Annotated in this window: 12 protein-coding genes; 8 read left to right on the top strand and 4 right to left on the bottom strand. The window is 33.7% G+C overall.

From position 1 onward, the window contains the following. The first annotated feature begins 17 nt into the window (after nt 1–17). Entirely contained in the window at nt 18–233 is a 216-nt protein-coding gene (locus H510_RS0115740) for a hypothetical protein (protein ID WP_026905186.1), read from the top strand. Here the strand turns inward: H510_RS0115740 and H510_RS0115735 are convergent. Then, a complete protein-coding gene (locus tag H510_RS0115735; protein ID WP_026905185.1) occupies nt 230–1,522 on the bottom strand; it encodes an HAD-IB family phosphatase in 1,293 nt (430 codons plus the stop codon). The genes H510_RS0115740 and H510_RS0115735 overlap by 4 nt on opposite strands. 64 nt (nt 1,523–1,586) lie before the next feature. After that, nucleotides 1,587–2,561: an NAD-dependent epimerase/dehydratase family protein gene (locus H510_RS0115730; protein WP_026905184.1), complete on the bottom strand. Its 975-nt coding sequence runs from the start codon at nt 2,559–2,561 to the stop codon at nt 1,587–1,589. A 137-nt stretch (nt 2,562–2,698) separates the two neighbouring features. On the opposite strand from H510_RS0115730, the gene H510_RS0115725 reads away from it, so the two are divergent. Both H510_RS0115725 and H510_RS0115720 read left to right on the top strand, forming a co-directional pair. Next, nucleotides 2,699–3,883, top strand: coding sequence for a formimidoylglutamase (locus H510_RS0115725; RefSeq protein WP_026905183.1), 1,185 nt, complete (start codon nt 2,699–2,701; stop codon nt 3,881–3,883). Between the two features lie 6 nt (nt 3,884–3,889). Next, on the top strand, nt 3,890–5,005 hold the full coding sequence (locus H510_RS0115720; protein WP_026905182.1) for a TlpA disulfide reductase family protein: 1,116 nt from the start codon (nt 3,890–3,892) through the stop codon (nt 5,003–5,005). Nucleotides 5,006–5,040: 35 nt separating this feature from the next. On the opposite strand, the gene H510_RS0115715 is transcribed toward H510_RS0115720, so the two are convergent. Together H510_RS0115715 and purD are read right to left on the bottom strand one after the other, a co-directional pair. Next, nucleotides 5,041–5,832, bottom strand: a complete 792-nt coding sequence (locus H510_RS0115715) for a hypothetical protein (RefSeq protein ID WP_026905181.1) — start codon at nt 5,830–5,832, stop codon at nt 5,041–5,043. A gap of 221 nt (nt 5,833–6,053) precedes the next feature. Further along, entirely contained in the window at nt 6,054–7,328 is a 1,275-nt protein-coding gene (gene purD, locus H510_RS0115710; protein ID WP_026905180.1) for a phosphoribosylamine--glycine ligase, read from the bottom strand. Nucleotides 7,329–7,419: 91 nt separating this feature from the next. Between purD and H510_RS0115705 the strand changes: the two genes are divergently transcribed. The 5 genes from H510_RS0115705 (at nt 7,420) to H510_RS19210 (ending at nt 14,982) form a co-directional block, all read left to right on the top strand. After that, entirely contained in the window at nt 7,420–7,980 is a 561-nt protein-coding gene (locus H510_RS0115705; protein ID WP_026905179.1) for a helix-turn-helix domain-containing protein, read from the top strand. 79 nt (nt 7,981–8,059) lie between these two features. Then, complete coding sequence (locus H510_RS0115700) at nt 8,060–8,344, top strand: ATP-dependent Clp protease adaptor ClpS (RefSeq protein ID WP_026905178.1); 285 nt, start codon at nt 8,060–8,062, stop codon at nt 8,342–8,344. Between the two features lie 95 nt (nt 8,345–8,439). Beyond that, complete coding sequence (locus H510_RS0115695) at nt 8,440–11,244, top strand: TonB-dependent receptor (protein WP_026905177.1); 2,805 nt, start codon at nt 8,440–8,442, stop codon at nt 11,242–11,244. A gap of 67 nt (nt 11,245–11,311) precedes the next feature. Continuing rightward, on the top strand, nt 11,312–12,340 hold the full coding sequence (locus H510_RS0115690; RefSeq protein ID WP_036693269.1) for a phytase: 1,029 nt from the start codon (nt 11,312–11,314) through the stop codon (nt 12,338–12,340). A 146-nt stretch (nt 12,341–12,486) separates the two neighbouring features. Continuing rightward, on the top strand, nt 12,487–14,982 hold the full coding sequence (locus H510_RS19210) for a TonB-dependent receptor (protein WP_081659312.1): 2,496 nt from the start codon (nt 12,487–12,489) through the stop codon (nt 14,980–14,982). The last annotated feature ends 73 nt before the right edge of the window (nt 14,983–15,055 follow it).

Here is a 15,055-nt window from a genome sequence, read left to right as displayed (position 1 = left end):
AGACTAAATTTTTAGCTATGAAAACTCTTAAATATACTGCTTTAACTGGCTTTTTAGTAGGATTAACTTTTTCCTTGATAGGTTTCTTCTATAAATTCAACCATATTTCAGGAGCTAAATTGTGGGTTCAAATTGGCGCTTTCGCCTACATATTAATGCTTTTAAGTATGGTTACCTTGTTTATTTACTTTGTGATGAACTACATCAAACTAAAAAAGCAGCTTAGGGCCTAATATAAGACCCTAAACTTAATGGTATTTTCTACCTTACGCATTTCTTTAAGTAAGACTTTATCGTATTCTGTATCGGTATCGGTAATGACATAGCCAATTAAAGGGTTGGTCATTAAAAACTGCCCTACAATATTAATTTGATGCTTAGCCAATACTTTAGTGATTTTAGCCATTACACCCGGTACGTTTTCATGAATATGGATAAGCCTGTGCGAACCTGCAATTTTTGGCAGTTGTAGGTTAGGGAAATTACTACTCATGTAGGTTGTTCCGGTATTGATAAAATCGGCCATACGACGAGCGATGAGTGTTTTATGTGTAAGGTTACTTTTTACACTATCAAAAACTACAATACCCATTTCTGTACATACATCAAAATCTATATTGCCTTTAGCATTGCCAAAATAACCTATGGTTTTAAGCTTTCCGGCTTTTTTAAGTGTAGCTTTATCTATTTTTTCACCATCAGCCAAAAGTAGCATACCTACATCTTTAACATACTTATCTTCAAAAGTTTCTTTATGCCTGATAGAAAAACCATCCTTTTTAAGGAGTTGAATACTTTCTTCAGGTACGTTGCCTACTACCAAACATAAAATTCTGTTTTTAGGGTAGGAAATAGCTCTTGGTAAATCGCTTACATAAAGAAATTCATCAAAACTTGGCGTTACGTGGTCTGCCTTTTCGGCAACCGCTTTACGTTCTATATTCTCGGTGTAAGCAAAGAATTTCTTAATTAAGCCCGATTCTTTGAGTTGGAAATCAGAGTGCCCATCGCCAATGCCATAGATATCACCTTTTAGAGACATCCTTTGTAAAAGCTTCACTTTCCCGCCTTCTTCTGAAAGTGGGTTGGCTTTATCATAACCGATGATTTTACCTTGCTCATCAAATATGAAAGTATTGGCATAAATATTTTCTTTTTTGATATGGTAAGGCGTTACAACAGGCGTGATAAATTCTTTAAAGCCACCAGAAACAATTAACACTTCTTTAGCATGCTTTTTAAAGAATACCTTATTTCTAGAGAAAGAAGATGATACTTTAGTTTTTAAATGTTTGATAAGCTTTTTTAAATCGTCTTTATTAGCCTCTAACAATTTAACCCTGCCTTCTAAACTTTCTGAGAAAGAAAGCTTACCCTCCATAGCCAGATTGGTAAGGTCTTCTATTTTTTTGTAAATGGCCTCTCTATCGGGGTGGTTTTTTAGAGATATTCTTGCCAGTTCATCTAAGGCTTCCACCTGTGTGAAAGTGCTATCAAAATCTATAATAAAATACTGATTCAAAGCTTAAAAAATTTTAAGCCCAAAAATGCAGAAATGATTTTAAAAAAACGGAAAATTAAAGAAATTAAAATGATTTTATACCATTTACACTTTTGGTAATACTACTTTTTACTGATGTAAACTGATAAGAAAACAAGGTCGAAACTTTTTGATTACTGTACTGTTGCGTTTGAAACGCCGCTTTAAGCAAATCTTTAGACACTACCGGGATTTTAATTTTAAGGATACGCAGTAAATGCCCTAAACGCCAAAATAATTTTGCCTGCCACTCTTTTAATTCTTTTTCAGGAGCTTTTAGGTTTAAAGCTATGGCCGTTTCTGTAAATAATCGTTTAAAGCTATAGTTTTCAGCATTTAAGATAAAGCGTTCGTTTACTACTTCATGTTTCATAAGCTTAATCATGAGCTCGGCAACGTCTTCCACATCTACCAAACCTGTACCACCTGAAGTATAATAGTTTAACCCTTTTTTAACCGTTTCAAATATTTTACCACTGCCTTGTTTACCAATACCGGCACCTATTATAAGAGATGGGTTAACGATAACTACTTTTAATCCCTCCTCTACACCACGCCAAACTTCCATTTCTGCCCGGTATTTAGAAATAGCATAAGCGCCATTTTTATCATAAGCATCCCAATAATGGTTTTCTGTAATGGTTTCACCGGGTTTAACCTGCCCCAATGCTGCAATAGAACTTACATGAAGCAACTTTGTTATGCCAAAGCTTAAACATACGTTTACGATATTGGCTGTTCCATCAACATTGATGGCCATCATTTCTTTTTCATTATAATTGTTTAAAGAAACGTAAGCTGCGCAATGGTAAACATGTGTAATGCCCTCAAAGGCATCTGTTAAATCGGCAATATCCAAAATATCGGCATCAACCCAGTCTATTTGGTTGTGTAAGGGTTTTAAAATTTCGGGTATAACAGAAGATGCTCTTTTGATACACCTCACTTTACTTTCATGGGCTAAAAGTTGTTTGGTGAGTTGTGCGCCTAAAAATCCTGTTGCTCCTGTAATTAAAATCATGCCGCTAGTTTAAAAAGGCAAATTAAATATTCTTAGCTGATTAATAATACCTAAAGGTGATATTAAATGAGTTAATCGTAATTTTTAATATCAATTAACAGAAAAATTAGATATTTGATTTGATTTATACCAACAATATGTCTTTAGCAGATTTTTTCTCTCCCATCAATATAGAAAAACTTAAACCTAAAACGGGTTATTATACCAGCCATTTAGGCATGAAAATTACTGCTTATGAAACAGATTTCCCTATTTTAGAAGAAGACAGTTTTGATGTTGCTATTATTGGTGTTTGTGATGACAGAGGTGCTATTAACAACCAAGGTTGTGCTTTAGGGCCAGATTACGTTCGCGAGCAGCTATACAGCCTAAATGAAGGTTCATATAAATCAAAAATTGCCGATTTAGGAAATATCTTACCCGGTCATCAGCTATCAGATACTTACATTGCTTTAAAAACCGTTACTACCGAGCTTATAAAGTTGAATATATTGCCCATCATCATCGGCGGAAGCCAAGACTTAACCTATGCCCAATATATGGGATATGAAGATTTAGAACAAAAAGTAGATTTATTGGTGATAGATTCTCATTTTGATATGAATGAGGCCGATGAAGATGAGACTATAGCTACAGATGCTATTTCTTACCTCAATAGGATTTTTTTACACCAGCCTAACTACTTATTCAACTTTAGTAATTTGGGCTATCAAACCTATTTTGTAAGTCAGGATAGTTTAAGAGTAATGGATAAACTGTTTTTTGATGCACAACGGCTAGGAGAAATTAGCGGAGCTGTACACCTAGCAGAGCCAGCTATCAGAAACGCTAACATGATTAGTTTTGATATCAGCAGTATACGTTCTTCTGATGCAGTTGCTAATGGAAATGCTGCGCCAAATGGTTTTTATGGAGAAGAAGCTTGCCAGCTTTGCAGATATGCTGGCTATAGTGACAAATTAAGCTCGATAGGTTTTTATGAATTTAATCCGGCTTATGATCAAAATGGGCAATCAGCTATGTTGATGGCACAAATGGTTTGGTGTTTTTTAGATGGTTTTTATAACCGTAAGAAAGATTTCCCGATGAACCCTAAATCAGATTATATCGTATATAAAACCAGTTTACAGGAAGACGGACACGAGCTAATCTTTGTAAAAAGTAAAAAAACTGATCGTTGGTGGATGCAGGTTCCTTATCCATCAGCAGGTTCAAAAAACGAAAGGTTTCATTATGTACCTTGTTTATATGAAGATTATCAATTGGCTGTTAGTGGTGAGATGCCAGATTTATGGTGGCGTACTTATCAAAAATTAAATTAAAAGCACATGAAAAAAATACTCTTAAGCTTGCTTATGCAGGTTCCGGTTTTAGTTTTTGCACAGTTTAGCCTTAAAGGCGAGTTTACAACAGCTATCCAAAATAAAAAATTATACTTTATTTATATCCAAAATAATGCAGAGGTCATAGATTCGGTAGTTATCAATAACGGAAAATTTAGTTTTAGTTTGGATTTGAAAGAACCTAGTGTTGCCGTTCTGCTATTGCAACATCAAGGAAACGCTTTAAAAGAGCAGGGGCCTAAAGATGTTTACCGCCTGTTTATTGAGCCAGGAAATGCTACCCTTGTGGCTAAAGATTCTATTGCACAAGCCCAGCTAAATGGTTTAGCTATATTTAAAGAGGATATGGCTTATAAAACAGCTTTAAAAACATCAGAAAGTAAATTGATAGCTCTTAACAAAGAGTTTGCAGCTTTAACACCAGAAAAGCAGGCCAAGGCAGAAGTTATTGAAAATTTTCAGGAACGTTATGAGGGGCTTTTAGACGAAAGAAAGGCACAGGTTATTAGTTTTATTAAGAATAATCCACAATCTTATATAAGTTTATTTGCTTTTAATCAAGATTTAGGTATTGATGACATGGATTATACCCAAGCAGAAGCATTGTTTAATGGTCTGGATAATAAACTAAAAAACTATGCTATAGCAAACATCATAAAGCAAAAACTAGATATTGCCAAAGTTACGGGTATTGGTGCTATAGCAACAGATTTTGAAGAGAAGACACCAGAAGGTATTCCTTTAAAACTATCATCCTATAAAGGGCAATATGTTTTGCTTGATTTTTGGGCATCATGGTGTGGCCCTTGTCGCAAAGAGAATCCTTTTGTGGTAAGTGCTTATGAAAAATATAAAGATAAAGGCTTTACTATTTTAGGTGTATCTATAGATACCGATAGGAATGCTTGGCAAAAAGCCATTAAAACGGATAATTTGATGTGGGCACAATTGATAGATTCTACTACAGAGATCTCAAAAACTTATGGTATAGATGCTATTCCAAAAAATTTCTTGATAGATCCTAATGGGAAAATCATAGCTAAAAATTTAAGAGGCACCGCTTTAGAAGATAAGCTCAAAGAAATTTTTGAGAAGAAGTAAGACGAATGTTTGGAAAGTAGTTTTCCAAACATTATTTAACTTTTATAAAAATAGCCAATAAGTAAGAAAACCAAACCTACTACAGAAATCAAGTAGGCTAGGCCACCAAAAACAAGCCCTAATATTAAACCAATGATAATTAAAACCAAGCCAACCCACATGTAATTATTACGTTTATCATCTTGTTTATCAGGATGATTAATACCATCATCTTGATACTTTTTAACGCTATCCTCATTTGAATTTATATCAGACACCTCAACATCAGTTGTTTTAGATGTTTGTGTTTGCAGTAAAGTATCAGGATTTTTGTTGGTATTAACCTTGGTCTCTGAGGTTGTATTTTGTTTACTCGTATTTGAAGTTTCTTGTTTAACTGCTTTATTCTTAATAGTTTCTGTTGATAATTTCTGTGATTTTTTTTGAGGGATAATGAGTGCACTATTAAGTTTAGACATTGCTAATTCCTCATCTATTTGTGCTGTATTTTTTTCTTTTAGAACTTTAGATGTTTTAGTATTAAGACTTTTGATTGGAGCAGAGACCTGACCTTTTACAGCTAACCTCCTATTACTATTTCTATTAAATTTTTTTACGGTGTTTTTAACAGAAATAGGATTACGATTATTCGTCTGATTATCTTTTAAAAAGGTATCAGTATCACCATAATAAATAATGGTTTCTGCTTTTTGCTTAGCATTAACATAAATATTTATCTGCTTAACATCTTCTTGATAGGGTTTTGCCGTTTTGGCTAAATGAAGTTTATCAGGATTAATTTTTACCCATTCGTACTTTTTGCTTGTACAACCTGTTATACATAGCATTAGTAAAAATGTTGTAATTATCTTAAACCCTTTAATCATATAATCTAGATATTACACCACTTAAGGGAATATTGTGCCAGATTAAACTATTGTGGATAATTCGAAAGAAAAATACCCTATACACAAAAAAATCCACTGTAAAATTAACAGTGGATTTTTTTAATAATCCCAATACTATGTATTATTGGGTAAATATGGGTAATATTGTTGATTTTTTACCTCTATATTAAATCAAAACCTATATCTTTTCTAAAATTAGCAGCATCAAAGTAAATTCTTCCTGCATCGGCAGTAGCTTGTTGTAGCGCAGTAAAAATATCATCCTGTAAGGTACTAACCGTTAATACTCTACCTCCATTGGTTTTTACCAGACCGTTTTCTATTTCGGTACCTGCATGAAAAACGATAGATTGTTCAACATTCTCTATTCCTGTAATAACTTTCCCTTTAAGATATTCTCCGGGATAGCCGCCAGCAACCACTACAACGGTAGCAGCAGTTTTAGGAGAAGTTTTCAATTCGTATCCGGCAATTCTTTCCTCTGCAACAGCCTGTAGCATTTCTACCACATCGCTATCTATCCTTAAAAATACGCTCTCAGTTTCTGGGTCTCCCATACGGCAATTATATTCTATAACATAAGGCTCGCCATTTACATTCATCAAACCAATAAATATAAAGCCTTTGTAATCAATATTTTCTGCTTTTAAACCGTTTACAGTAGGGATAACAATCCGATCCTCTACTTTTTTCATAAAAGTTGCATCAGCAAAAGGTACTGGCGACACAGAGCCCATTCCGCCTGTGTTTAAACCTGTATCTCCCTCGCCTATTCTCTTGTAATCTTTGGCTTCCGGTAAAATGATATAATCTTTACCATCGCTTAAAACAAATACAGAAAGTTCTATACCGGTTAAAAATTCTTCGATGACTACTTTAGAACTGGCTTCGCCAAACTTAGCATCTTCAAGCATCAATTTTAGCTCTGTTTGTGCTTCTTCTAAAGTACTGCAAATTAAAACACCCTTACCAGCTGCTAAACCATCGGCTTTTAAAACTACCGGTAGCGGATGATGCTTTAGATAAGTTAAGCCTTCTTTTAGGGTATCTACCGTAAAAGTGTGAGACGCTGCGGTTGGGATTTTATACTTCTCCATAAAATTTTTAGAGAAATCTTTACTGCCTTCTAGCTGTGCACCATCTTTTTTAGGTCCTATAACAGGTATATTTCTCAAATCGTCATCGGCCAAGAAATAATCATGAATACCTTTTACTAAAGGTTCTTCTGGCCCAACCAATACTAAGTTTACTGCATTTTGAAGTACAAAAGCTTTAATAGCTTCAAAATCTGTAACTTTTATATTTACATTTTTACCATATTGCAGTGTACCGGCGTTTCCGGGTGCAATAAACAGTTTTTCGCATAAAGGACTTTGAGAAATTTTCCAAGCGAAAGTGCTCTCTCTTCCGCCAGAACCAAGGATTAGGATATTCATGACCCAAAAATAATATATCCCTTTAACATAGCCCTATTTAATTATCATTTTAGCCGTTATAAATAGCATCTTTGTAATAAGAGCATCAATTATGGTCATCTATATCAAAAATATGGTTTGCAGCCGCTGTAAAATGGTGGTTGAGCAGGTGTTGCTAGATTTAAATTTGCAACCAGAACAAGTATTACTTGGCGAGGCATATTTGAAAGAAATACCAACAAAAGAACAAATGAATGCCCTAAAAGTAAAGTTAGAAAACTTAGGGTTTGAAATTATTGATGATAAAAAAAGCAAACTGATTGACGCTATTAAAACACAAATTATCGTATTGATACATCACCAAAAGGAAGACTTAAACATAAACTTAAGCTATTTTTTAAGTGGGCAATTAAAACACGATTACAGTTACCTAAGCAATTTATTTTCTGAAAAAGAAGGTATCACGATAGAGAAATACTTCATCACCCAAAAGATAGAAAAAGTTAAAGAGTTATTGATGTACGATGAATTATCACTCTCTGAAATAGCTTACCAATTAAACTACAGCAGCGTAGCCCACTTAAGTAGCCAGTTTAAGAAAATAACAGGTTTAACCCCAAGTTTTTTTAAAAATTTGAAAGGAAATAAGCGTACAGAGATTGAAAAACTCTAAAAATATTTGGCTAACAATTTCTTATCATTTTTTTTGAAAGCTTTTAACTACGAATAATTATTTTTGCAGGATGATTTGTATGGCAGGTACACAAACACAAGAAGAAACATTTACACTAGACGAGATTTTAAGCTCTTTAAAAACAGTTCATAGATTAATACTATGGAATGATGACGTAAATACTTTTGACCACGTCATCTATTGTTTGATGAAATATCTGGATTACTCTGAAAACCAAGCTGAAAAAATAGCATGGACTGTACACAATGAAGGCAAGTGCGCTATTTTGGAAGGCTCTTTAACAGAAATGGAAGTTTACCGCAAAATATTAAAACAAGAAGGCTTAACTGTTTCTGTTGATTAACATGGAGTTTACCGAATAGTCAACTTAAATTAATTTTACCTTTACATCGCACTAATGTAAGCGCTATAATTTCGCTGGAAATAAAATATTTCCACATGAAGAAATTATTACCATTCCTTTTTATGACTGTTATTTCATTAACAGTTTATGCACAAAATCATCTCATTACAGGTACCGTAGTAGATAAATCTCAAAATTTATCACTGCCAGGAGCAACTTTAAAATTATTTCCAGGTAATAGATACACCATATCAAATCAATTTGGAAAGTACGAATTCCTGAATGTCCCTGATGGAAACTATCAGCTAGAAGTTTCTTATCTAGGTTACAAAACTTATAGTACTGCAATATCAGTAAGTGGCCAAATGCTATCCATAAATATAAAAATGGAGGAGGGTGCCTTAATAGGTAATGAAGTGATTGTTTTAGGAGATAGGTTGCGTGGGCAAGCAAAAGCCTTAAATCAACAAAGAAGTAATACTAACATAACCAATATTGTATCCTCGGATCAAATAGGTCGTTTTCCGGATGCCAATATTGGTGATGCTATGAAACGTATACCAGGCATTACTATGCAAAATGATCAAGGCGAAGCCCGTGATATTATCATTAGAGGTATGGCACCAGAATTAAATTCAGTTATGCTTAACGGAGACCGTATTCCTTCTGCCGAAGGTGATAACAGAAGAGTACAAATGGATTTGATTCCTTCTGATATGATCCAAACTATAGAAGTTAATAAAACATTAACATCAGATATGGATGCGGATGCAATTGGTGGTTCAGTAAATTTGATCACCAGAGCAGCCCCTAATGGTCAACGTATATCGTTAACTGCTGCTAGTGGTTATAGCCCTATCCGTGATAAAGCTACTTACACTGGTTCTTTTATTTACGGAAATCGTTTTGCTAAAGATAAGCTTGGCGTAGTATTAAGTGCTTCTTATAATGATAATGATTTTGGTTCTGATAATATTGAAGCCGTTTGGGTAAAAGATGATTTTGATAATGTTTTTATTGAAGAACATGATATAAGAAAATATGATGTTCAAAGAGTAAGAAGAAGCGTATCCTTATCATCAGACTATAAGTTTAATGCAAAAAACAGCATCAATTTTAGTGGAATATACAATTGGAGAGATGATTTTGAGAACAGATTTCGTTTAAGATACACGAGTATAGAACCTATTTATGATGCTAATGATAATATTACAGGCTTTGAGGGAAGAGCCAGGAAAGAAACCAAAGGCGGTATTGATAGCGAGAAAGTAAAATCCAAAAGACTTGAAAGACAAGAAGTGAAAAACTTCTCTTTAAGAGGTGAGCATTTACTAAGTTCTAAGCTTGATTTTGACTGGGCGGCAAGTTATTCTGATGCTAGTGAAAAAAGACCTAATGAAAGATACATCCAGTTTCAGACAGGAACCAGAAATGTAAATTTAAATTTAGCTGATGCAGAACTACCAGAAGTAAATTCGCCAGGAATTTCAAATACTAACTATAGTTTAAGAGACCTTACAGAAAATAACGATTTTACAGAAGAATCAGAACTTGGTTTCAGAGCCAATTTCAGATTACCATTTTCTTTAATTGACGGACAAAAAGGAAGATTTAAATTTGGGGCCAGGTTGAGGATAAAAGAAAAAGAAAGAGCTAATATATTTACCGCTTACGAACCTATTAACAGTATTAGAAATTTGGCAACACTGCCAACAGTAACTTTTAACGATGCTTTTGTTCAAGGACCACAATTTGCGCCTGGTACTTTTGTTAATGCCCGTTACTTAGGTATCCTTAATTTAGGTGATGCTAATCTTTTTGAAGCAGAAGAGGAACCTGCAGAATTTCTAGCCTTAAATTATAATGCTAAAGAATCTATTACTGCGGCATATATCAGATATGATCAGGATATAAATGATAAATTATCCTTTATAGCTGGTTTAAGGTTAGAAAGCACCAATATCAATTATACAGGTAATATTGTAGAAGACGAAGAAGATTTACAAGGCGAAAGAAATTTAAAGAATGATTACTTAAACATTCTACCAAGCTTAACCTTAAAATATGACATCAAAGACAATCTTATCGTTAGGGCAGCTTATACGACATCTCTTGCCAGACCTAATTATTATGATCTTGTACCTTATTTTAATAGTTTGCCTAGTGATGAAGAGCTGAGCGTAGGTAACGCTGCACTTAAAGCCGCAACTGCAAATAATTTTGATTTAATGATTGAAAACTATTTCAAATCTGTAGGAATTATATCTGGTGGAGTATTCTATAAGAATATCAATAACTTTATTTATACTTACCGTGATGGGCAATATAATACAGCTAAATTTGCAGCAGATTTCCCATCAGATAACAATCCTATTCCTACAGGTGCAAACTGGAATTTTACACAGCGAAGAAATGGAGAAGCCGTAAATGTTTATGGTTTTGAGATAGCTTTTCAAAGGCAATTAGATTTTTTACCAGGATTTTTAAAGGGATTTGGTATTTACACCAACTATACGCATGCCAAATCCAAAGCAAAAGGTGTATTTAATGCTGATGGAGATTTAAGAACTGATGTTCCTTTGCCTGGTACTGCACCAAATCTTTTCAACGCTTCTTTATCTTATGAAACTAAAAAATTAGTTGCCAGACTGTCTTACAATTTTGCTGATGCTTATCTAGACGAACTAGGTGGAGAAGGCTTTGAAGATAGATTTTACGATAAACAAAGCTTTCTAGATGCCAACGCCTCCTATAAATTAACAAACAAGGTAAGACTGTTTGGTGAGGCAAATAATCTTACTAATCAAGCTTTAAGATATTATCAAGGCTCAAAAGAAAGAACAGCACAATTAGAATATTACAGACCACGTTATACGTTTGGTTTAAAATATGATTTTTAAAATATAAAAAGCTAAAACAAAGCACTGTTTAATGATTAGAATTAAACAGTGCTTTAAAAATTATAAGATGAAAAAACTACTTTTTTTGCTTTTAAGCACTTTTATTTTTTCTTGTAAAACTCAACTCCCTATAAATAAGAATGCTATAAAACCGGTGGTTATCACTCAAGCAGTTGAAAATGATACTGATGACCCTGCAATTTGGATTAACCCAGATGATCATAGTAAAAGTTTAATTATTGGTACAGATAAAGAAACTAACGGAGCGTTATATGCCTTCGATTTAGACGGCAAAATTGTAAAAAAATCTATCCCATTAAAAAGACCCAATAATGTAGATATTGCTTATAATTTTAATTATAATAATAGTAAAATAGCTATTGCCGTAACTACAGAAAGAGAAACTAATAAAATAAGAATATTTTCATTACCTGATTTGGAACCTATAGATCAAGGTGGGATTTCAGTTTTTGAAGGTGAGACAGATAGAGGACCAATGGGTTTAGCTATTTATACACGTGAAGATGGGAAATTTTTTGTTATTGTAGGCAGAAAAACTGGACCTAAAGACAATTACCTGTGGCAATATGAATTATATTCAGAGGAAAGCAGCATTCAAGCAAAACTTGTGAGGAAATTTGGAAAGTACAGTGGCAAAAAAGAAATAGAAGCTATAGCTGTAGATAATGAAATGGGTTACATCTATTACTCGGATGAAGGTGTAGGTGTACGTAAATACATAGCAGACCCTGCTTTAAACAATAATCAAGAGTTGGCATTATTTGGAACTAAAGGATTTAGGGCAGACCACGAAGGAATTTCTATTTATAAAACTGGCGAAAAATCAGGATATATTCTAGTTTCTAACCAACAAGCCAATTCCTTTATAGTTTTTAACAGAGAAGGAAGTAACGGAAACCCTAACAATCATTTACCATTAGCTGAAATACCTGTTGCTGCTTTAGAAAGTGATGGTTCTGAAGCTAGCTCTCTAAACTTTGGCTCTAAATTTCCAAAAGGAATCTTTGTAGCTATGAGTAACGGTAAAGTATTTCATTATTACAATTGGGTAGATTTTGAAAAATACTTAAAATAAAAGTTTATACTTGATAAAGAAGCTCAAGAAACTGCTTGGCTTCTTTATTAATTTTCAACTACTTATGTAATAATACGGTTACCTTTGCGTGTTTAATTAAACACTGGCTTAACTTTCGAGTTCTAAACAGAAAACTTAAACTAAACATGCGCTGTTATTTTTATTCTTCCGTTATACTATTCGTTTTTATTGCTTTTTCTGCGCAATTATTCGCTCAATCTGCTGTTTCTGTTCAAATTAAAGGTAAGGTTACAGATGCTAAAACATCCGATATATTAGATTTTGCAACGGTTAAACTTTTAAAAGCAGATAATACTCCTTTTAAAGCCACTCAAAGTAATTTAGAGGGGTATTTCATTTTCAATGATATTAACGAAACAGGAAATTTTAAACTCAACATTAGTTTTGTAGGCTACAATACGCTAAATAGAAATATCACCATCACCACACAAAAAGTGATTGATTTAGGAGTTTTAAAGCTCAGTAAAAATGCAGATGCCGTGTTAAAAGAAGTTGTGGTAACTGGTAAAAAGGATGTTATACAGTTAGGTATAGATAGAAAAGTATTTAATGCCGACCAAAGTTTGGCAACACAAGGTGGTACAGCAACAGATTTATTGGCTACAGTACCATCCGTACAGGTAGATTTAGATGGTAATGTAAGCTTAAGAGGCACAAATAATGTGCGTATTCTTATTGATGGTAAGCCATCTACTTTTGGTGGGGGTGATGTAAATGCAATCCTGCAATCTTTACCTGCTAATGCGATAGATAAAGTAGAGTTGATTACCAATCCATCATCTAAATACGATCCTGAGGGACAATCAGGAATCATTAATATTGTGCTCAAAAGAAACCAACGTTTGGGTGTTAATGGAAACGTCAACACATCGGCCGGTAGGTTAAATAATTATAACTTTAATACAGGTTTAAATTTCAGAAATGAAAAGTGGAATTTTTCTGGAAATTATTCGTTAAGAAGTGGAGATAGGATAGGCTTAGGCTCTAATAATACCACTTTTCTAGGCACCAGCAATACAAGTGCTTTTACCACGGCTAATCAAAATACTTTAAGGTCAGACTTAACCAATACCTTAAAATTAGGTATGGAAAGATATTTTACGCCTAATACAAGTTTAGCTATTTCTGGTAATTTAAATGTAGATAATGAAGATGCCAGAGAAACACTTAGCCAGTTTTTCTTTGATAATAGTGGAGCTTTACAAGACCGCGGACCAGGTGAAAACCTTAATACCGAAGATGGTTATGGCTATGATTTAAATCTTGATTTTTTTCATAAGTTTAAAAACCCAGGTGAAGAGCTTAGCACCAATTTCTCTTTCGGAAACAGAGATGAGGATGAATTTGAAAATATTGTACAACAGTTTTTTAATAACCAAGGAGAAGTATCAAACAGATTAGGTGTAAATAGAATAAATCAAGTTGCAGAGCTTAATAAAAATATTAACATCCAGGTAGATTATATCAAACCTTTTTCTAAAACCAGTAAGCTAGAAGCGGGTTACCGTACCACGTTAAGATATAATGATGAAGATCAAGTATCAGACACACTGGTGGCCAATTTTAAATCTTACAACAGAGATTATGATTTAACCAGTTTGTTTGAAATGGAAGAGTTTGTACATGCTGCTTATACCAATTATCAAAAACAATTTACCGATAACTTTGGGGCTCAAATTGGTTTAAGAGCAGAACAAGCCTATTTAAACACCAATTTTACCAGAACAGATATTAATGGAATGCCACGCTCTGCACCCGGCGGATTAGATTATTTCAGATTGTATCCAAGTATCTTCTTAACACAAAAATTTAAAGGAGATAACCAATTACAATTAAGTTACTCTAGAAGAGTTAACAGGCCAAGAGGGTGGCAAATTAATCCTTTTCCTGATGTTGCTGATCGGTATAATATCAGAATTGGAAATCCTAATTTAAGACCAGAGGACATTCATTCTTTTGAGTTTGGTTATGCCAAATTTTGGAAAGCTGTAACCTTAACGTCCTCTGTTTATTATAGGCAGGTAAATGATGTTGTACAGAGCATTAGACAACAAAATCCTGATCAAAACGGAGGCACTATCTCCAGATGGTTTAATATAGCCAGAAACCAATCTTTTGGTTTAGAATTAATCAGTAGAGCAGATATTGCTAAAGGATTTAACGTAACAGGTAACCTAAACTTTTTTCAAACTTATTTTACCGGGGATGCAAGCTTGGGCATTAACGATAATGATGGCTTTAATTGGAATGGTAATTTAACATCACAAATGACTATCAGTAAAAATTTATCAGCGCAAGCTAATTTATTTTATATGGCACCTAGGGTAATGTCGCAAGGTAGAATGAAGGAGATGATTGCCATGGACGCTGGTATTAGATACGATGTGTTAAACAAAAAAGGAAGCATTGGACTTAACATGCAAGATGTTTTTAACAGCAGAAGATTTGGTATGTTAACAGATAATGGGCAGTTTATACAGGAATTTGAGCGTAGAAGACAGGGACAAATGTATAACTTAAGCTTCAGTTATCGCTTCGGTAAAATGGAAAATAATAACCAAAGAAGAAATAATAAAAGACCAGAAAATACTGGAGGTGGCATGGGAGAAGAAGGCTTTTAAACCTTCAGTAGATTTTTGCGTCTAAAAAAGTCAACCACTTATTAACAACCAAATTGAAATTTCTTCAGTATTT

This window comes from Pedobacter glucosidilyticus DSM 23534 (assembly GCF_000425145.1).
Classification (GTDB): domain Bacteria; phylum Bacteroidota; class Bacteroidia; order Sphingobacteriales; family Sphingobacteriaceae; genus Pseudopedobacter; species Pseudopedobacter glucosidilyticus.
This window is presented reverse-complemented; position numbering and strand designations above follow the sequence as displayed.

What these genes read in the sequence shown, in the direction of transcription:
- H510_RS0115740 (WP_026905186.1), top strand. Translation starts at nt 18, where the DNA reads ATGAAAACTCTTAAATATACTGCTTTAACTGGCTTTTTAGTAGGATTA.
- H510_RS0115730 (WP_026905184.1), bottom strand. Translation starts at nt 2,561, where the DNA reads ATGATTTTAATTACAGGAGCAACAGGATTTTTAGGCGCACAACTCACC.
- H510_RS0115725 (WP_026905183.1), top strand. Translation starts at nt 2,699, where the DNA reads ATGTCTTTAGCAGATTTTTTCTCTCCCATCAATATAGAAAAACTTAAA.
- H510_RS0115720 (WP_026905182.1), top strand. Translation starts at nt 3,890, where the DNA reads ATGAAAAAAATACTCTTAAGCTTGCTTATGCAGGTTCCGGTTTTAGTT.
- H510_RS0115715 (WP_026905181.1), bottom strand. Translation starts at nt 5,832, where the DNA reads ATGCTATGTATAACAGGTTGTACAAGCAAAAAGTACGAATGGGTAAAA.
- purD (WP_026905180.1), bottom strand. Translation starts at nt 7,328, where the DNA reads ATGAATATCCTAATCCTTGGTTCTGGCGGAAGAGAGAGCACTTTCGCT.
- H510_RS0115705 (WP_026905179.1), top strand. Translation starts at nt 7,420, where the DNA reads ATGGTCATCTATATCAAAAATATGGTTTGCAGCCGCTGTAAAATGGTG.
- H510_RS0115700 (WP_026905178.1), top strand. Translation starts at nt 8,060, where the DNA reads ATGGCAGGTACACAAACACAAGAAGAAACATTTACACTAGACGAGATT.
- H510_RS0115695 (WP_026905177.1), top strand. Translation starts at nt 8,440, where the DNA reads ATGAAGAAATTATTACCATTCCTTTTTATGACTGTTATTTCATTAACA.
- H510_RS0115690 (WP_036693269.1), top strand. Translation starts at nt 11,312, where the DNA reads ATGAAAAAACTACTTTTTTTGCTTTTAAGCACTTTTATTTTTTCTTGT.
- H510_RS19210 (WP_081659312.1), top strand. Translation starts at nt 12,487, where the DNA reads ATGCGCTGTTATTTTTATTCTTCCGTTATACTATTCGTTTTTATTGCT.